This window comes from Paraburkholderia phymatum STM815 (genome assembly GCF_000020045.1).
GTDB classification, from domain to species: Bacteria; Pseudomonadota; Gammaproteobacteria; order Burkholderiales; family Burkholderiaceae; genus Paraburkholderia; species Paraburkholderia phymatum.
In genome coordinates, this window is record NC_010622.1 from 2,983,404 (window position 1) to 3,001,012 (window position 17,609).

At 62.3% G+C, this 17,609-nt stretch carries 18 protein-coding genes and 1 tRNA gene; 13 read left to right on the forward strand and 6 right to left on the reverse strand.

Going from position 1 to position 17,609, the window contains the following annotated elements; all coding sequences use genetic code 11:
* Positions 1-71: 71 nt before the first annotated feature.
* Both ffh and BPHY_RS13405 read left to right on the forward strand, forming a co-directional pair.
* Positions 72-1,439 (forward strand): signal recognition particle protein, encoded by a 1,368-nt coding sequence (gene ffh, locus BPHY_RS13400; protein WP_012402017.1) that lies wholly within the window; start codon positions 72-74, stop codon positions 1,437-1,439.
* A 154-nt stretch (positions 1,440-1,593) separates the two neighbouring features.
* A complete protein-coding gene (locus tag BPHY_RS13405; RefSeq protein WP_012402018.1) occupies positions 1,594-2,145 on the forward strand; it encodes a hypoxanthine-guanine phosphoribosyltransferase in 552 nt (183 codons plus the stop codon).
* 82 nt (positions 2,146-2,227) lie between these two features.
* Here the strand turns inward: BPHY_RS13405 and BPHY_RS13410 are convergent, their stop codons facing one another.
* Both BPHY_RS13410 and BPHY_RS13415 read right to left on the reverse strand, forming a co-directional pair.
* Positions 2,228-2,833, reverse strand: a complete 606-nt coding sequence (locus BPHY_RS13410) for a MarC family protein (protein WP_012402019.1) — start codon at positions 2,831-2,833, stop codon at positions 2,228-2,230.
* Positions 2,834-2,845: 12 nt separating this feature from the next.
* Positions 2,846-4,582: a proline--tRNA ligase gene (locus tag BPHY_RS13415; protein WP_012402020.1), complete on the reverse strand. Its 1,737-nt coding sequence runs from the start codon at positions 4,580-4,582 to the stop codon at positions 2,846-2,848.
* A gap of 281 nt (positions 4,583-4,863) precedes the next feature.
* Between BPHY_RS13415 and BPHY_RS13420 the strand changes: the two genes are divergently transcribed.
* Positions 4,864-5,559, forward strand: coding sequence for an RNA pyrophosphohydrolase (locus tag BPHY_RS13420; protein ID WP_012402021.1), 696 nt, complete (start codon positions 4,864-4,866; stop codon positions 5,557-5,559).
* Between the two features lie 75 nt (positions 5,560-5,634).
* The gene (locus BPHY_RS13425) at positions 5,635-6,213 is read left to right on the forward strand and encodes a CNP1-like family protein (protein WP_012402022.1); all 579 of its coding nucleotides are present in this window, start codon (positions 5,635-5,637) and stop codon (positions 6,211-6,213) included.
* A gap of 88 nt (positions 6,214-6,301) precedes the next feature.
* Here BPHY_RS13425 and proB read toward each other — a convergent pair whose 3' ends face one another.
* The 4 genes from proB to rplU form a co-directional block, all read right to left on the reverse strand.
* A complete protein-coding gene (gene proB / locus BPHY_RS13430; RefSeq protein ID WP_012402023.1) occupies positions 6,302-7,420 on the reverse strand; it encodes a glutamate 5-kinase in 1,119 nt (372 codons plus the stop codon).
* Positions 7,421-7,497: 77 nt separating this feature from the next.
* Entirely contained in the window at positions 7,498-8,610 is a 1,113-nt protein-coding gene (cgtA, locus tag BPHY_RS13435) for an Obg family GTPase CgtA (RefSeq protein WP_012402024.1), read from the reverse strand.
* A 188-nt stretch (positions 8,611-8,798) separates the two neighbouring features.
* The gene (gene rpmA / locus BPHY_RS13440; protein WP_012402025.1) at positions 8,799-9,059 is read right to left on the reverse strand and encodes a 50S ribosomal protein L27; all 261 of its coding nucleotides are present in this window, start codon (positions 9,057-9,059) and stop codon (positions 8,799-8,801) included.
* A 24-nt stretch (positions 9,060-9,083) separates the two neighbouring features.
* Positions 9,084-9,395: a 50S ribosomal protein L21 gene (gene rplU / locus BPHY_RS13445; protein WP_007747161.1), complete on the reverse strand. Its 312-nt coding sequence runs from the start codon at positions 9,393-9,395 to the stop codon at positions 9,084-9,086.
* A gap of 238 nt (positions 9,396-9,633) precedes the next feature.
* On the opposite strand from rplU, the gene BPHY_RS13450 reads away from it, so the two are divergent.
* The 9 genes from BPHY_RS13450 to BPHY_RS13490 all read left to right on the forward strand — a co-directional run bounded on the left by BPHY_RS13450 (position 9,634) and on the right by BPHY_RS13490 (position 17,559).
* Positions 9,634-10,626: a polyprenyl synthetase family protein gene (locus tag BPHY_RS13450; protein WP_012402026.1), complete on the forward strand. Its 993-nt coding sequence runs from the start codon at positions 9,634-9,636 to the stop codon at positions 10,624-10,626.
* A 51-nt stretch (positions 10,627-10,677) separates the two neighbouring features.
* Positions 10,678-10,754 (forward strand) — tRNA-Pro (locus BPHY_RS13455).
* Between the two features lie 161 nt (positions 10,755-10,915).
* On the forward strand, positions 10,916-12,220 hold the full coding sequence (locus tag BPHY_RS13460) for an HlyC/CorC family transporter (protein ID WP_041763614.1): 1,305 nt from the start codon (positions 10,916-10,918) through the stop codon (positions 12,218-12,220).
* A gap of 93 nt (positions 12,221-12,313) precedes the next feature.
* Positions 12,314-13,567, forward strand: coding sequence for a GspE/PulE family protein (locus tag BPHY_RS13465; protein ID WP_041764053.1), 1,254 nt, complete (start codon positions 12,314-12,316; stop codon positions 13,565-13,567).
* A complete protein-coding gene (locus BPHY_RS13470; protein ID WP_012402029.1) occupies positions 13,564-14,787 on the forward strand; it encodes a type II secretion system F family protein in 1,224 nt (407 codons plus the stop codon). Before BPHY_RS13465 ends, BPHY_RS13470 begins: the two co-directional genes overlap by 4 nt.
* A gap of 31 nt (positions 14,788-14,818) precedes the next feature.
* Positions 14,819-15,748: a prepilin peptidase gene (locus BPHY_RS13475; RefSeq protein ID WP_012402030.1), complete on the forward strand. Its 930-nt coding sequence runs from the start codon at positions 14,819-14,821 to the stop codon at positions 15,746-15,748.
* A 3-nt stretch (positions 15,749-15,751) separates the two neighbouring features.
* Entirely contained in the window at positions 15,752-16,354 is a 603-nt protein-coding gene (coaE, locus tag BPHY_RS13480; RefSeq protein WP_012402031.1) for a dephospho-CoA kinase, read from the forward strand.
* A gap of 195 nt (positions 16,355-16,549) precedes the next feature.
* Entirely contained in the window at positions 16,550-17,305 is a 756-nt protein-coding gene (gene zapD, locus BPHY_RS13485; protein WP_012402032.1) for a cell division protein ZapD, read from the forward strand.
* Positions 17,306-17,364: 59 nt separating this feature from the next.
* Positions 17,365-17,559, forward strand: coding sequence for a DNA gyrase inhibitor YacG (locus BPHY_RS13490; RefSeq protein ID WP_007747117.1), 195 nt, complete (start codon positions 17,365-17,367; stop codon positions 17,557-17,559).
* Positions 17,560-17,609 lie beyond the last annotated feature (50 nt).

Here is a 17,609-nt window from a genome sequence, read left to right on the forward strand (position 1 = left end):
TTACACCAGGCCCTCCAAAGTCCGCCGCTCTCGCGCTGTGACGGGAATGGCCGCACTGCTCACCGCCCCCCATGCTCGACAACCTCACTCAACGGATGGCGCGCGTCGTCAAGACGCTGCGCGGCGAAGCCCGGCTCACCGAGGCGAACACCCAGGAGATGCTGCGCGAAGTGCGCCTCGCACTCCTTGAAGCGGACGTGGCGCTGCCCGTCGTGCGCGACTTCATCTCGAAGGTGAAGGAAAAGGCGCTCGGCGAGGAAGTGATCGGCAGCCTGTCGCCTGGCCAGGCGCTCGTCGGCGTCGTGCAGCGCGAGCTGACGGCCGTGATCGGCGGCGACTACGAAGGCAAGGCCGCCGAGCTGAATCTTAGCGTGACGCCCCCCGCCATCATCCTGATGGCGGGTCTGCAGGGCGCCGGCAAGACAACCACGGTCGGCAAGCTCGCGAAGCTCCTGCGCGAGAAGTACAAGAAGAAAGTGCTGACGGTGTCGTGCGACGTGTATCGCCCGGCCGCTATCGCGCAGCTGAAGACGGTGACTGAACAGGTCGGCGCCGACTTCTTCCCTTCGCAGCCGGACCAGAAGCCTGTCGATATCGCGCGTGCCGCCGTCGACTGGGCCAAGCGCCACTATCACGATGTGCTGCTCGTCGACACGGCCGGCCGTCTCGGCATCGACGAGGCGATGATGAATGAAATCGCCGCGCTGCATAAGGAACTGAACCCTGCGGAGACGCTGTTCGTCGTCGATGCGATGCTCGGCCAGGACGCGGTGAACACCGCCAAGGCGTTCAACGACACGCTGCCACTCACAGGGGTCGTGCTAACCAAGCTCGACGGCGACTCGCGCGGTGGCGCGGCGCTCTCAGTGCGTCATGTGACGGGCAAACCGATCAAGTTCGTCGGCGTCGCAGAAAAGCTCGACGGCCTGGAAATCTTCTATCCGGACCGCATGGCGAACCGGATTCTCGGCATGGGCGACATCCTCGCGCTTGTTGAAGAAGCACAACGCGGCGTCGACGTTCAGGCCGCGCAAAAGCTCGCGGACAAGGTGAAGAAAGGCGGCGACTTCGATCTGAACGATTTCCGCGCGCAGCTCTCACAGATGAAGAAGATGGGCGGCCTGTCGTCGCTGATGGACAAGCTGCCCGCGCAGTTCCAGCAGGCCGCGTCGAATGCCGACATGGGCCAGGCCGAAAAGCAGATGCGCCGCATGGAAGGCATCATCAATTCGATGACGGCCGCCGAGCGCGCCAAGCCCGAGCTGATCAAGGCGACGCGCAAGCGCCGTATCGCTGCCGGCGCCGGCGTGCAGGTGCAGGAAGTCAACCGGCTGCTGAACCAGTACGAGCAGATGCGCACCATGATGAAGAAGCTCAAGGGCGGCAACCTGCAAAAGATGATGCGCGGCATGAAGGGCATGATGCCGGGCATGCGCTGATGCGCTTTGCTGCCGTCGCGCGGCGCCACGCATCTGAGCGCACGACGGCCAACACGGCCCGGCGCGTATGCCGGATCAAGGCGCGGGTATTTGCTGTAGCGCGCCGGGTCGCTGTCTCCCACACTATGTATACAGTTATCGCCCGTCAGACGTCATGAATCGCGAAGAAGCTCTCCACATTTTCAGTCACTCCGAAGAAATCGTTTCGGCCACCGAGGTCAACGCATCCATCGGCAGCATGGCGGACGCAATCCGCGCCGAGATGGCCGAAGACTTTCCACTCGTGCTGTCGGTGATGGGTGGCGCGGCGGTGTTCACGGGCATGCTGCTGCCGCACCTCGATTTCCCGCTTGAGTTCGACTACATCCACCTCACCCGCTATCGCAACGCCATCAAGGGCAGCGCGGAGATGCAGTGGCGCGTCGCGCCGTCGGGCTCGGTGAAGGACCGCGTAGTACTCGTGCTCGACGACATTCTCGACGAAGGCGAGACGATGGCCGCGATCCGCGACCGCATCATGGCGATGGGCGCGAAGCGTTTCATGAGCGCGGTGCTGTGCGAGAAGATGATTCCGAAGGCGAAGCCGCTGCGTCCGGACTTCTGCGGGTTCGAAGTGCCGGACCGCTACGTGTTCGGCTGCGGAATGGACGCAAAGGGCTACTGGCGCAATCTGCCGACCATCCGCGCACTGACGGAAGGCGCGTGATGCAGTTTCTGGCAGCGCTACAGCGCTGCAAAATAAAAAAGCGACCTGCGGGTCGCTTTTTTGTTGGCCGGATGGCCATGCTTCACTTTTCGAGCTGATGCACGAAAGTGCGAATCCCGCCGAGCATCATCTCCACCGAAATCGCGACGAGCACGAGACCCATCAAACGCTCGAACGCCATCACCGTGCGCTCGCCGAGCCATTGCTGGATGCGCTCCGCCATCACCAGCACGAGCGCGCACACGATCATCGTCACCGTCAGCGCCGCAACCCATTCGAGCATCTTGTTCGGTGCCTGCGACGTCAGCAGCATCACCGTGGCCAGCGCAGACGGACCGGCGAGCGCTGGAATCGCGAGCGGCACAATCAACGGTTCGGCGGCGCGCGTGTCGGCGCCGAAAGGGCCGTCGGGATGCGGAAAGATCATCCGCAGCGCGATCAGGAACAGCACGATCCCGCCGCCGATACGCAATGACAGATCGGTCAGACTCATCATCCGCAGAAAGCGGTCGCCGACGAGCATGAAGATCAGCAGAATCACGAACGCGATGGCGACTTCGCGCAGAATTACACGAATGCGCCGGTGAGGCGCAACACCCCGCAGGCAATTGATGAAGAGCGGGATGTTGCCGAGTGGATCAGTGATGAGAATCAGCAGGATGGTCGCGGACAGGAAGTTGTACTCCACCGTCCGCTCCCATCAGCGCGCGAGCGCTGCGTGGATCTTGTCGATCACTGCCTGTGCCGCCGCTTCGACGGGCAACAGCGTGGCTTCCGCATCGCGGCGGCCCTGATACTCGATCTTGCCGTCCTTCAGGCCACGTTCACCGATCACGAGGCGATGCGGCACGCCGATCAGTTCCCAGTCGGCGAACATCACGCCCGGACGCTCGCCGCGATCGTCCAGAATCACGTCGATGCCCGCCGCCGTCAGTTCGTCGTGCAGCTTGTCCGCCTGCTCGCGCACGGCGTCGCTGCGGTCGTAGCCCATCGGGCACAGCACGACTTCGAACGGCGCGATCGATTCCGGCCAGATGATGCCCTTGTCGTCGAAGTTCTGTTCGATGGCCGCGCCGAGGATACGCGTGATGCCGATGCCGTAACAGCCCATCTGCATCGGTTGCGGCTTGCCCGATTCGTCGAGGAAGGTCGCGTTCATCGCTTCCGAATACTTGGTGCCGAGCTGAAACACATGGCCGACTTCGATGCCCCGGCAGATGTCGATCACGCCCTTGCCGTCCGGCGACGGATCGTCCTTCTTCACGTTGCGGATGTCCGCGACGACGGGCTCGGGCAGATCGCGGCCCCAGTTGACGCCGGTAGTATGGAAGTCCACTTCGTTCGTGCCGACCACGAAGTCGCTCATGTTCGCGACTGTGCGGTCCGCGATCACCTTGATCGGCTTCTTCGTATTCAGCGGCCCGAGGTAGCCCGGCGGCGTGCCGAACCACTCGACGATTTCCTCTTCCGTCGCGAAGCGGAATTCGCCGAGGCCCGGCAGCTTGTTGACCTTGATCTCGTTCAGATCGTGGTCGCCGCGCAACATCAGGAGCCAGATGGTCGGCTCGGCGCCTTCGTTTTCCGTGGCAAGGATGATCGACTTGATCGTCTTTTCGAGCGGGATGTTCAGGTGCTCGGCGACGGCTTCGCACTTTGCCTTGCCCGGCGTCGACGTTTTCCTGAGCTCTTCCTTCGGCGCGGCGCGCTCGGCGATCAGCGGCAGCGCTTCGGCCGCTTCGACGTTCGATGCGAAGTCCGACGTCGGGCAATACGCGATGTCGTCCTCGCCCGTATCGGCGATCACGTGGAATTCGTGCGAGCCGCTGCCGCCGATCGAGCCGTTGTCCGCCGCGACCGCGCGGAAGTCGAGACCAAGGCGCGTGAAAATGCGCACGTACGCGTCGTACATCTTGCGATACGACTCGCGCAGGCCGTCCATGTCCTTATCGAACGAATACGCGTCCTTCATGATGAATTCGCGGCCGCGCATTACGCCGAAACGCGGACGGATTTCATCCCGGAACTTGGTCTGTACCTGGTAGAAGTTCACAGGCAACTGGCGGTAGCTCTTGATCTGGCCGCGGGCGATGTCCGTGACCACTTCTTCGTGAGTGGGCCCGATCACGAAGTCGCTTTGCTTGCGATCCTTGAAGCGCAGTAGTTCGGGACCATATTTTTCCCAGCGGCCCGATTCCTGCCACAGCTCGGCCGGCTGCACAGCCGGCATCAGCAGTTCGATCGCGCCTGCCCGGTTCATTTCCTCGCGCACGATCGCTTCTACCTTGCGGATCGAACGCAGGCCAATTGGCAGGTAGTTGTAGATGCCGCCAGCCACGCGCCGGATCATCCCGGCACGCACCATGAGCTTGTGACTGACGATTTCCGCGTCGGCGGGCGCTTCCTTCAGGGTGCCAATAAAGAAACGGGAGGCTTTCATTCAGAATTTTCCAAAAGCGGCGGACCAAAGGGACCGCCCGAAAGGGGTAAGACGATGGGTCTGAGCGCCTGAGCGCCTGGCCATGCCGGCGCACGTCGAACAGCGATTGTCGCATGCGCGTGACACCTGTCCGACGACGCGCCAAAAGTGCCGGAAAGCGGCTTTCGCGGCGATTGACGCCGGTTGTTACGAGCAATCGCGCCAATCTGGTGCGAGGCGGTGCGTCAGACCGGTTATCTGTTTATAATCAAAGCAATTTTAAAGGATTCGAAGGTGGTTGTATGCTGGATCGTGAAGGCTTTCGCCCGAACGTCGGCATCATCCTCTTGAACGCTCACAACGAGGTGTTTTGGGGCAAGCGTCTACGTGAACATTCCTGGCAGTTTCCGCAAGGGGGCATCAAGTATGGTGAGACCCCTGTGCAGGCGATGTATCGGGAGTTGCACGAAGAGACCGGCCTGCTTCCGGAGCACGTCAAGGTTATCGGTCGCACGCGCGACTGGTTGCGTTATGAGGTGCCTGACAAGTTCATCAAGCGTGAGGTCCGCGGCCACTACCGCGGTCAGAAGCAGATCTGGTTCCTGCTCCGGATGGTTGGACGCGATTGCGACATATGTCTGCGCGCGACCGATCACCCTGAGTTCGATGCCTGGCGCTGGAACGAGTACTGGGTGCCGCTCGACTGTGTGATCGAGTTCAAGCGGGATGTGTATCAGCTGGCGTTAACGGAGTTGTCCCGCTTCCTGCGGCGGCCTCAGCCGCGCACGGAAAGGCCCGGTGGGCATCATCACGGGCAGCGCTATCCGCGGATGGCGTCGTCGGTGAATGCGCCACCCGGGGCGTCGATGGCGTCGTCCATGACGGTGACCACCGTCACGACGGCAATTGCAGTCGAGTCGACGCTGCGTGCGACAATCGAATCGGACTGTTCGTCGACGGAAGACCCGGCCGTTCAGGCTCCGGGGCTGCGCGACTGACGCATAGCGGCTGTCCACGCCGCATCTGCCGGTGCGGCGTGAGATACGCTGCGCCGGCGTTTCGAGGGAATCACATTGAAAGTATCTGCTTTCGCCGTGGCGTGCTTCGCCGCGGGCATTCTGCTGGCTGGATGTTCAAGCACCAAGAGTTCGACCAGTACGTCCGCACCTGACGGACCCAAGAGCGACTTTCAGTATCTGTTCGACCGGCCGTCGACGTGGACCGAGAAGAAAGTCGATGCACTCCCCGCCATGCCGCAGCCGGGTAACCTGCTGCCATTCACGGTTTCGCAAAATACGCCGCTCCAGTTCGCCGTCGATGCGAAATCGCTGAGCGTCGACAGCGACGGCGTGGTGCGCTACACCGTGGTGATCACGAGCCCGAGCGGTGCGCGCAACGTGAACTACGAAGGCATCCGCTGCGAGGACTACTCGTGGAAGCTGTATGCGGGTCTCAACGCGGATCACGACGGCTGGGACCGCACGGTCGCGAACGACTGGACGCGCATCGAGAACGGCGATCTGAACGCCTATCACGCGGCGCTTTATCAGGATTACTTCTGCACGAGCAAGATGCCCGTCGGCAAGGCGGATCTCATCCTGAACAACATCAGGTTAAAGCGCGTGAACAGCACGCTGATTCGCGGCAGCTAGATCCAGGCGCCGCTCGATGCAGCGGCAACAAAAAGCCGTCCCATCGTTTACGGGACGGCTTTTTGATTTTCGACAGTGGAAGGGTTCGCTAGACGAGCACCAGATTGTCCCGGTGGATCAGCTCCGGCTCGAGCATATAACCCAAGACGGATTCGATCTCGCCGCTCGGACGACGTTGGATCAGCTTCGTCTCTGCACTGCTGTAGTTCGTCAGCCCGCGAGCGACTTCACGCCCAGCCGCGTTCAGGCACGCGATCACCTCGCCGCGCGCAAACGCACCCTGCACGCCGACCACACCGATCGGCAACAGGCTCTTCCCGCCTTCCGTGAGCTTTTCGACAGCGCCGTCGTCAATGACCACATGCCCCCGCACCTGCAGGTGATCCGCCATCCACTGTTTGCGGGCGGCCATGCGTGCCGTTCGCGCGATCAGTTGCGTGCCGATCGCCTCGCCCGATGCGAGCCGCGCCAATATGTCCGCCTCGCGGCCGCTCGCGATCACGGTGTTCGCGCCACTGTGCGCCGCGCGCTTCGCCGCCAGGATTTTCGTGAGCATGCCGCCGCGGCCGATGCTCGAACCCGCGCCGCCCGCCATCGCCTCAAGTTCCGGCGTGCCGGCATCGGCCTGCTGAACCAGCGTGGCGGCCGGATCCTTGCGAGGATCGGCGGTGAAGAGACCTTGCTGGTCGGTGAGGATGATAAGCGCATCACCTTCGATCAGATTCGCAACCAGCGCACCTAGCGTATCGTTGTCGCCGAACTTGATCTCATCGGTCACGACAGTGTCGTTTTCGTTAATGATGGGCACCACACCGAGTCGCAGCAGCGTCAGCAGCGTGGAGCGCGCGTTCAGATAGCGTTCACGATCGGCAAGATCGGCGTGCGTCAACAGGATTTGCGCGGTACGGATGGAATGCTCGGAAAAGCGGCTTTCGTAGACTTGGGCGAGCCCCATCTGCCCGACGGCCGCAGCCGCCTGCAGTTCGTCGATTTCGCGCGGGCGCCTGGTCCAACCAAGACGCTGCATACCTTCAGCAATGGCGCCCGAACTGACGAGCACGACTTCCTTGCCCTGCTCGCGCAGTGCGGCGATCTGCGCGGCCCAGCGGCCGATTGCAGTGTGATCGAGTCCCCGCCCGTCGTTCGTGACGAGACTGGAACCGACTTTCACGACCAATCGCCTGGAATCTGCGATAACGGAACGCATTGTGCGCGGTCTCCAAGATGATTCGTAAGACCGGCGCATGCTGGGAAGTGCGCCGGCATCCAGATTACGGCTCTCGCTTACTCCTGCGGCCCGACGGGCGCGTTCGCGTCACCTTGCTGCTGCCCGCGAAAACGCACGTCGGCGGCCAGATCTTCGGCTTCTGCCGCGCGCTGCGCATCCGAGTGCTCGGCAAGGTAGTCGTACACCGCGTAGCACAGGTTCTCGCAGCCCTGACCGGTGAGCGCCGAGATTTCGAACACCGGGCCGTCCCATTCGAAGTCCTTCAGGAACGCGGCCACGCGTGCCTCCCGCTCGTCTTCTGGCACCATGTCGAGCTTGTTCAACACGAGCCAGCGCGGCTTGCTGAACAGCTCTTCGTCGTACTTGCGCAGTTCGTTGACGATCGCCTTGGCTTCCGCGACGGGATCGACGGTTTCGTCGAACGGTGCGAGATCGACGATGTGAAGCAACAGGCCCGTGCGCTGCAGATGGCGCAGGAACTGGTGACCGAGGCCCGCGCCTTCCGCCGCACCTTCGATCAGCCCGGGAATATCCGCGATCACGAAGCTGCGGCTCGGCCCGACACGCACCACGCCGAGATTGGGCGCGAGCGTCGTGAATGGATAGTCGGCGATCTTCGGCTTCGCGTTCGACACCGACGAAATGAACGTCGACTTGCCTGCGTTCGGCATGCCGAGCAAACCGACATCCGCGAGCACCTTCAACTCGAGGCGCACCATTCGGCGTTCGCCGGGCTTGCCGTCCGTCTTCTGTCGCGGCGCGCGATTCGTACTGGATTTGAAATGCAGATTGCCGAGCCCACCCGCGCCGCCTTCGGCGATGCGCACCGTCTGATTGTGCTCGGTGAGGTCGGCGATCAGCTCGCCCGTGTCCATGTCGGTGATGATGGTGCCGACAGGCATGCGCAGCGTGATGTCGTCGCCGCCCTTGCCATAGCAGTCCGAGCCACGACCGTTTTCGCCGTTGCGAGCCTGATGCTTTTTCGAGTAGCGGTAATCGATCAGCGTGTTGATATTGCGATCTGCGACTGCATAGACGCTGCCGCCACGGCCGCCGTCGCCGCCGTCCGGACCGCCGAACGGGACGAATTTCTCGCGGCGCATCGACGCGCTGCCATCTCCTCCGTCGCCGGCGATGACTTCGATCCTCGCTTCGTCAATGAACTTCATGCGTTACTCCGTCCCGTATGTATTGCTATTTTGCCGCGCGCAGCGCGCACGTACCATTGGCCGAACGGCCAGATTGAACCTGATTCTTGTCGATTTGCGCCAACGGCTTGCCGCGTCGCCGCAAACAAAAAGGCCCCGCAAACTTCGCGGGGCCTTTTTTCGGTCCTGAAGCCCGTGCCTGATTAAACTCAGACGGCCGGGACGACGTTGACCATGTGCTTCTTGCCAGCGCCCTTCGTCGTGAACTTGACGTGGCCGTCCGTCAGCGCGAACAAGGTGTGATCCTTGCCGATACCGACGTTTTCGCCCGGGTGCATACGCGTGCCGCGTTGACGCACGATAATGCCGCCAGCCAGGATCGCCTGACCGCCGTACACTTTCACGCCAAGTCGCTTCGACTCGGAGTCGCGGCCGTTCCGGGACGATCCGCCTGCCTTTTTGTGTGCCATTTGTTAGCTCCTTAACCGGTGCGCTTACGCGTTGATCGCGTCGATGCGCAGTTCGGTGTAGTTCTGGCGGTGGCCGCCATGCTTCTGGTAGTGCTTCCGGCGACGCATCTTGAAGATGGTCACTTTCTTGTGACGACCTTGCGACACGACGGTAGCCTTGACGGAAGCCCCACTGACCAGCGGCGTACCGAACTTAATCGATTCGCCTTCGCCCACTGCGAGAACCTGGTCGAGCGTGATTTCAGCGTCAATGTCTGCCGGTATCTGTTCTACTTTAAGTTTTTCGCCGACAGCAACCTTGTACTGCTTGCCGCCGGTTTTTATGACCGCGTACATTGAAAACCTCACTCTAAATTCATTTTCCCGACGCACCACGCGCGGAAACCTTCGATTATACATAGAGTTAGCTTCGCGGTCAAAATCAGTTGACAACAGCCGCGCAAGGCCGTCCCGTGCGTAACAAACCGCGCGAAACCACGCGGAAACGGACCGAAACCGCCATGACCCAATGGCATACGGCGCGGAAATACCGCAGTTCGCCTTATAATTCGCGGCACTACCCGAATTCGCCACCATGTCGTCAACCGCCACCCCAACCCCCAACGCAGCCAATCTGCTCGCTCCGATCGCCGAAGACATGCAGCAGGTGAATCGCGTGATCCGGCACCGCCTGGCGTCGGAAGTGATGCTGATCAACCAGATCTCCGAGTACATCATCAGTGCCGGGGGCAAGCGTCTGCGGCCCGCGCTGCTCCTGCTCGTGGCGGGGGCGCTCGGTGACCGGACGGGGTACCGGCACGAACTGGCGGCCGTCGTCGAGTTCATCCATACGGCTACGCTGCTGCACGACGACGTCGTCGACGAATCCGACCTGCGTCGCGGCCGGCAGACCGCTAACGCGCTGTTCGGCAACGCGGCCAGTGTGCTGGTCGGCGACTTCCTGTATTCGCGCTCCTTCCAGATGATGGTCGGCGTTGGCAAGATGCGCGTGATGGAGATTCTTTCGGAAGCGACCAACATCATTTCCGAAGGCGAGGTGCTGCAACTGCTGAACATGCATGACGCCGACGTCGACGAAGCGCGTTACATGCAGGTGATCCGCTACAAGACGGCCAAGCTGTTCGAGGCCGCCGCCCAGCTGGGCGCGGTGCTGTCAGGAGCCGACGCGACCACGGAAGCCGCCGCGGCAGAGTTCGGCCGCCGCATCGGTACGGCCTTCCAGATCATGGACGACTGGCTCGACTACACCGGCACGCCGGAATCGATGGGCAAGAACGCCGGCGACGATCTGCGCGAAGGCAAGCCCACGCTGCCGCTTATCTATCTGATCGAACGAGGCACGCCGGAACAGTCGGCGCTCGCGCGCGAGGCTATCGAGCAAGGCGGCACCGATCGTTTCGACGAGATCTTTGAGGCGATCACGCGTTCCGGCGCGCTCGATCACACGCTTGAGTGCGCAAAACAGGAAGCACAGGCCGCGGCAACAGCAATTTCTTCGTTTCCCAGTTCCATTTACAAAGAAAGCCTGTTAAACTTATGTTCTTACTCGACGACGAGGCAGTCTTAAACAAGACTGAAACGCCGGATTAGTCTGAATCGAGTGACAGCAGTACCAAATCGGGGTGTAGCTTAGCCTGGTAGAGCGCTACGTTCGGGACGTAGAGGCCGGAGGTTCGAATCCTCTCACCCCGACCAGATTCTTCAAAAAAACCGTGCACTGCGCGGTTTTTTTTCGTCCGTCGTTTGAGAAGCAGGGAAAAGGGTGGACAAGGTCAAGCCCGCCGTCCGGCCACTGAGGGCTACCAAACCCTCTGCTATATTCTCCCCATCCCTTCCCCTTCTCTTATTCACGTCGCGTGGAACAACTTCCCTTATGGGCGCAAATAGGCGCCGTCGTCCTGCTTCTCATCTGCTCCAGCTTCTTCTCCATTACCGAGACAGCGATGATGGCCATCAACCGCCATCGCCTGAAACATCTCGCGACCAAAGGCGCACTTGGCGCCAAAACGACCCAAGGCCTGCTCGCGCGCACCGATGAGTTGCTGAGCGCCGTCCTGATCGGCAACAATCTGTTCAATACAATCATCCCTGTTCTCACGACGTCGATCGCGCTGCACACCTTCGGCAGCAATAGCGTGGTGCTGTCGATTGCCACGGGTATCGTCGCGTTCCTGATCATCGTGTTCGCCGAAATCACGCCGAAGATCGTCGGCGCGACGTTTCCGGAAAAGATCGCGCTACCCGCCAGTCTGTTGATCGCGCCGCTGATGCGCGCGTCGAAGCCGCTGATCTGGTTCGTCAATCTGTTCGCGAACGCCATCCTGCGCGTACTGCATATCAACACGAAAAGCGCCCACGACCAGCGGCTGTCGATGGAAGAACTGCGCACCATCGTGCTCGAGTCCGGCAGCTTCATGCCGACCAAGCACCGCAGCATTCTGCTGAACCTGTTCGACCTGGAGAACATCACCGTCGACGACGTGATGATCCCGCGCCGCCGTATCGAAGCGCTCGACTTCGACGCACCGTTCGAACAGATCCTGCATCAGCTCGAAACCTGCTATCACAACAAGCTGGTCGTGTATCAGGGCGATTTCGACCGCGTTCTCGGCGTGCTCCATGTGCGCAAGACGCTGTCCGCGCTACATAACCAGGAACTGGAGCGCGAAACGCTGCGCGGACTGCTCGCCGAGCCCTACTTCGTCCCGACAGGCACGCCCGTCTTCCAGCAACTGCAGTTCTTTCAGGAAAGCCGCCATCGCGCCGCGCTCGTCGTCGACGAATATGGCGAGCTGCAGGGACTCGTGACGCCCGAGGACATCATCGAAGAGCTGATCGGCGAGTTCACGACGTCGGTGCCGCGCAGCGCGAGCTCGCGCGGCGGCTGGAACGAGGACGGCGAATGCATCGTCGCGGGCAGCATGCCGTTGCGCGAACTCAATCGCTGGCTGCAACTGAAATTGCCGACGGATGGCCCGAAGACGTTGAACGGATTGATCCTGGAAATTCTCGAAGAAATTCCTGAAGGCGATGTCTGCGTGAAGATCGCGGACGTCAAGCTGGAAGTTTTGCGCAGCGACGACCAGGCGGTCAGAACTGTCAAGATCTTTCGCCCTGGTCCGCCGGCGGGCTCGAAGATCAAGCGCCTCGTGCGCCGCTGACACTCGGTTGGCCAATCGGCCGAATAGTCTGCACGCGCACGCTCCCGGATGATGAAGCCGTCATTTCTACAGGCGGCCCTCAGCCGGTATTCGATGCGCACCCCTTCCAACACTGCCACGCCTGCGCCCAGCGTCGCCGCGAACACGCCGTCGCTTCAATCCGTCACGTCAGACGCCGACAGCCCGCCCGCCGTCCGCCTCCTGTCCGGCACGCTGCAGGAAGCGGCGCGCCGCAATGCATCCGACCTGCACATCGAGCCGATGGAGCACGGCTGGCGAATGCGTCTGCGTGTCGATGGTGTACTGCACGAACTGGCGCGCCCGCCCGTCCATCTACGTGACGCTTTCATCACGCGCGTGAAAGTGCTGGCGCGCATGGATATCGCAGAACGGCGCGTGCCCCAGGACGGCCGCTTGCGCCTGCCCGTGACGGCGGGCCGCGTCGAAGACTACCGCGTGAATTCGCTGCCCACGCTGTTCGGGGAGAAGCTCGTGCTGCGGCGGCTCGAAGCGCTGCCCGCCGATCTGTCGCTCGATTCGCTCGGACTCGCGCCCGGGCAGCGCGACATCGTGGACCGGTCGATCCGCTCGCCGCATGGGCTCGTGCTCGTCACAGGTCCGACGGGCAGCGGCAAAACGATGTCGCTGTACTGCTTCCTGCAACTGTTGAACTGCGGTTCGCGCAATCTCTGCTCGGTCGAAGATCCTGCCGAAATCCAGCTCGCGGGCGTCAATCAGGTCAGCGTGCGCGAGAAGGCGGGGCTGACGTTTGCCGTCGCGCTTCGCGCGTTCCTTCGTCAGGATCCCGACGTCATCATGGTCGGTGAAATCCGCGACGAAGAAACGGCCGACGTCGCCGTCAAAGCGGCTCAAACCGGGCATCTGGTGCTGTCGACGCTACACACGAACGACGCGCCGGCCGCCATCGCGCGTCTGATCGACATCGGCGTCGAACCGTATAACCTCGCGGCGGCGCTGCGTCTCGTCACGGCGCAGCGGCTCGTGCGGCGTCTGTGTTCGAGGTGCAAACAACATGCGGCAGAAACACACGCGTCGTTGCGCTCGGCTGGCGTGCCCGACGATCAGCTCGCGCAGTGGCATCCCTACGCTCCATGCGGATGCGAAGCGTGTCATGGCATCGGCTTTCGCGGACGGGTCGGCATCCATCAGGTCATGCCGATCTCCGATGCAATGCGCGAACTCATCGTCGCTCGCGCCGGTACACACGAGCTCGCTCGACAGGCGCAGGCCGAACGCGTGCAGACATTGCGCGAAGCCGCGCTCGCCCGTGCTTTCGACGGCACGACGAGTCTGGCCGAAGCATCGAGCGCAACGGAGGTTGCATGACCCGCGCGTCGATCAGCAGCGAACAGCGCTTCGAGTGGCGCGCATTCGACACACATGGCGTACGCCGTCGCGGAACCGTGATCGCACCCGATCTCTCCGCGGCGCGCGCAATGCTCAAGCAGGACGCGCTCTATGCCGTCGAATGGATCGCACGGGGTGCTGCGCCTCCACCCGCTGCGCGCGCCGCCGACGTCACGCTATTCACCCGTCAGTTATCGGGATTGCTGCGAGCAGGATTGCCGCTTGCGTCTGCGCTGGAGCTACTGGCGCAGGCATCGAAGCACAACGCGCGAACCAAGGGCATGCCGCGCATCGTGCGCGCGCTCGCCCGCGACATAACGGCAGGCGTCAGTTTTTCGTCGGCGCTTGCACGCCATCCCGCGCAGTTCAACGCGCTCTACTGTCAGCTGGTCGAGGTAGGCGAAGCATCCGGCACGCTGCCGGCCGTCCTTGCAAGGCTCGCCGACGACCGGGAACGCGCCGCTGCCCAGCGTGCCAAGGTTCGCGCCGCGCTTACCTATCCCGTCGCGGTTCTGCTGCTCGCGCTCTCGATCACGACCGCGCTGCTCGTATGGGTCGTGCCGACGTTCAAGCAGATTTTCGACGGGTTCGGCGCAAAGCTGCCCGCGCCGACGCAGTTCGTTCTGGCGATGTCGGCTGCGGCGGGCCGCTGGAGCGTGCCGCTCGCAGCGATCACCTCGCTGGTTGTGTTCGCGACGCGCCACGCGCTACGACGCTCGGAAGCGGCACGTCTGCACTTCGCGCGCATAACGCTGCGGCTGCCGTTTGCCGGTCCGCTGCTCGCTACGTTATGCGCCGCGCGCTGGAGCCGCGCGCTTGGCACGCTGCTGTCGGCAGGGACGCCACTCGCCGATGCATTCGATTCGCTCACGCACGCCACGGGGAACGCATGGTTCGATCGCGCCACGGTCGCGATCTCGGCGCAGCTCCGGCGTGGCGTGCGGCTCGCGCCCGCCATGCGCGAAGCGCAATGCTTTCCCGAAGAGATCGTGCAACCCGTCGCCGTCGCCGAAGAATCGGGCACGCTTGATACGATGCTGCTCGATGTCGCGTCGCTGAGCGATCGTCAGGTAGACGAAAAGATCGCGGGCCTGGCCAGCCTGTGCGAGCCGCTCGTGATCGTCGTGCTCGGCGTGCTCGTCGGCGGTCTTGTCGTCGCGATGTATCTTCCCATTATCCAACTCGGCAACGTGGTGTAGTAGCATCGCAGCCGAATCCCGACAATCGATCATGCCGATCCCGCTCACGTCCGTACCCGAACCCTCCCTTAGCGGCCCGCTCGCCCGTTTCGCGGACAACCTCAGCGCGGCCTTCGACATGTTGCCGGCCGCTGCGCAGATCGCGTTCGTGATCGTCTTCGGCCTCGTGATTGGCAGCTTTCTGAACGTCGTCGTGCATCGGCTGCCGATCATGCTCGAACGCGCATGGCGCTCGGAAGTCAACGAAGCAACGGGCCACGCATTCGACGAAGACGGCCTGCCCGAACGCTACAACCTGTGGTTGCCGCGCAGCGCATGTCCTCATTGTGCTCATGTGCTGCGCACGTGGGAGAACATTCCCGTGTTCAGCTATCTGCTGTTGCGCGGTCGCTGCTCGCAATGCAAGGGGCGCGTGAGCTTTCGGTATCCGCTGCTCGAACTGTCGAGCGCGGCGCTGGCGCTGGGTGCGCTCGTCGCGTTCGGTGCAACGGGCTCGGCGCTCGCTGCGTTCGGCCTGTGTGCGACGCTGCTGGCGATGAGCGCGATCGATATCGACACGCACCTGTTGCCCGATTCGATGACCTTGCCGTTGCTGTGGGCCGGCCTCATCGTCAATTTCAATGCGGTGTTCGCGACCCTGCACGATGCCGTAGTCGGCGCGATCGCCGGTTACCTCGCATTGTGGTGCGTGCATTGGCTGTTCAAGATCGTGCGCGGTGTCGAAGGGATGGGATACGGCGATTTCAAGCTGCTCTCCGCACTGGGTGCGTGGCTTGGCTGGACTGCGCTGCCGCAGATCATTCTGATCGCGGCGGTGACAGGTGCCGTCGTGGGCCTGTTTGCAACGTGGATCGGCCGCATGCGGTTCGAAGAGCCGCTGCCATTCGGTCCGTTTCTCGCGGCGGGCGGCGCGGTGACGCTCTTTGTCGGCACGCCGCTTTACATGGCTTTGGGAGGCTGACGCATGTTTGCTGTGGGATTGACGGGCGGCATCGGCAGCGGCAAATCTACGGTAGGCGATCTGTTCGCGAAACGTGGCGTGACACTCGTCGATACCGACGTGATCGCGCATCGCGTGACCGCGCCGAATGGTCTCGCGATGCCGGCTATCGCGGCGGAGTTCGGTGCATCGTTCGTCGCCGAAGACGGCTCGCTCGATCGCGCCCGCATGCGCGCGCTAGTCTTCAGCGACGAGAATGCGCGCAAGCGGCTCGAAGCGATCACGCATCCGTTGATCCGGGCGGAGACCGAACGTCAGCGTCAACACGTGACGGGCCCGTACGTGATCGTCGTCGTGCCGCTGCTCGTCGAATCCGGTAGCTGGAAAACGCGTGTGAACCGGGTGCTCGCCGTGGATTGCAGCGTCGAGACGCAAATCGACCGGGTGATGCGGCGTAATGCGTTCACGCGCGAACAGGTGCTCGCGATCATTGCGCGTCAGGCGACGCGCGACGCACGCCTCGCTGCCGCCGACGACGTCATCGTCAACGACGGACGGTCGCTCGAACAACTCGACGTTGATGTCGATCAGCTTCATCGCTCGTATGTTTCGCTCGCTGGCGCATAAGCCGTGAGCGATTCTGCTCGACGACGGTAATGTGGGCGCATATTGTCAGGAACGGCGTCTCGACGCAACGAATGGGCGCAAATGGACGCAAAAATTGACGGAGGCCCGCTGAAAAAGTGCGTGATTGCGAGGGTAGTCTCACGGCATTAGAATGTCCTGCAATTCCGTCACCGACCACGCCCGAGGCGAGCCCGCTTGATTCTTTACGAGTATCCCTTCAATGAGCGAATCCGGACGCTGCTGCGCCTCGAAGATCTGTTCGAGCGCTTCACGTTCTTTCTGACTCAGGAAGATGCCAGGGAACATCACGTCGCGCTGACTACGCTGTTCGAAATCGCCGAAGTCGCGGGCCGCGCGGATCTCAAGTCCGATCTGATGAAGGAACTGGAGCGGCAGCGTCAAACGCTCGCTCCGTTTCGCGGCAATCCGGGCATCGAGCAAAATGCGTTAGAAGCCGTCCTCGGCGAAATGGAACAGACGCTGGCGGGGCTCACGCAAATGCAAGGCAAGACTGGCCAGCATCTTGCGGACAATGAGTGGCTTGCCAGCATCCGCAGCAGGGCTATCATCCCCGGCGGCACCTGCAAGTTCGATCTTCCTTCGTACTACGCGTGGCAGCAGACGCATCCTGACCAGCGACGCCAGGACATCGCCAAGTGGATCATGCCCCTCCTGCCGCTGCGCGACGCGGCCGCCATCGTGCTGCGACTCGCGCGCGAATCGGGGCAGGCGTCGAAAGTCATGGCGATGCAGGGGAGCTATCAGCAGATGCTGTCGGGCCGCACGTATCAGCTGATGCAGGTACGCGTGGCACCGGAGTTGCGCGTGATCCCGGAAGCAAGCGCCAACAAGTACATGCTGTGGGTGCGCTTTACGGTGCAGGATGGCGATCTGCGTCCGCGCGCAGTCGATGTCGACGTACCGTTCCAGTTGACACTGTGCAGTCTTTAACCCGACGCAAACAACCCCACCTGTGTGGTGTTATCGATTGCGATTGAACGTCTGATCGAATGGTCACTGTAGTCAAATGCCCGAGCTGCGGAAGGGATGTCCGTTGGACTTCCGAAAACCGCTTCCGTCCCTTCTGTTCCGAGCGCTGCAAGCAGATCGATCTCGGCGCGTGGGCGGCCGAGAAGTACAAGATCGGCGGCACTGATGAAGAACCGCCAACCGACGACACACCCGGCGAACACCGCTCGCACTGAACGGCGACCGCAGGGCGTTGCACATCGAAAAAGGCGGAAGCCGCATACGG

Excerpts from the sequence above, each read along its gene's own strand:
- BPHY_RS13470 (WP_012402029.1), top strand. The coding sequence starts at position 13,564 with ATGACCCGCGCGTCGATCAGCAGCGAACAGCGCTTCGAGTGGCGCGCA.
- BPHY_RS13465 (WP_041764053.1), top strand. The coding sequence starts at position 12,314 with ATGCGCACCCCTTCCAACACTGCCACGCCTGCGCCCAGCGTCGCCGCG.
- rplU (WP_007747161.1), bottom strand. The coding sequence starts at position 9,395 with ATGTACGCGGTCATAAAAACCGGCGGCAAGCAGTACAAGGTTGCTGTC.
- BPHY_RS13490 (WP_007747117.1), top strand. The coding sequence starts at position 17,365 with ATGGTCACTGTAGTCAAATGCCCGAGCTGCGGAAGGGATGTCCGTTGG.
- rpmA (WP_012402025.1), bottom strand. The coding sequence starts at position 9,059 with ATGGCACACAAAAAGGCAGGCGGATCGTCCCGGAACGGCCGCGACTCC.
- proB (WP_012402023.1), bottom strand. The coding sequence starts at position 7,420 with ATGCGTTCCGTTATCGCAGATTCCAGGCGATTGGTCGTGAAAGTCGGT.
- BPHY_RS13415 (WP_012402020.1), bottom strand. The coding sequence starts at position 4,582 with ATGAAAGCCTCCCGTTTCTTTATTGGCACCCTGAAGGAAGCGCCCGCC.
- coaE (WP_012402031.1), top strand. The coding sequence starts at position 15,752 with ATGTTTGCTGTGGGATTGACGGGCGGCATCGGCAGCGGCAAATCTACG.
- cgtA (WP_012402024.1), bottom strand. The coding sequence starts at position 8,610 with ATGAAGTTCATTGACGAAGCGAGGATCGAAGTCATCGCCGGCGACGGA.
- ffh (WP_012402017.1), top strand. The coding sequence starts at position 72 with ATGCTCGACAACCTCACTCAACGGATGGCGCGCGTCGTCAAGACGCTG.
- BPHY_RS13475 (WP_012402030.1), top strand. The coding sequence starts at position 14,819 with ATGCCGATCCCGCTCACGTCCGTACCCGAACCCTCCCTTAGCGGCCCG.
- BPHY_RS13405 (WP_012402018.1), top strand. The coding sequence starts at position 1,594 with ATGAATCGCGAAGAAGCTCTCCACATTTTCAGTCACTCCGAAGAAATC.
- BPHY_RS13420 (WP_012402021.1), top strand. The coding sequence starts at position 4,864 with ATGCTGGATCGTGAAGGCTTTCGCCCGAACGTCGGCATCATCCTCTTG.
- BPHY_RS13450 (WP_012402026.1), top strand. The coding sequence starts at position 9,634 with ATGTCGTCAACCGCCACCCCAACCCCCAACGCAGCCAATCTGCTCGCT.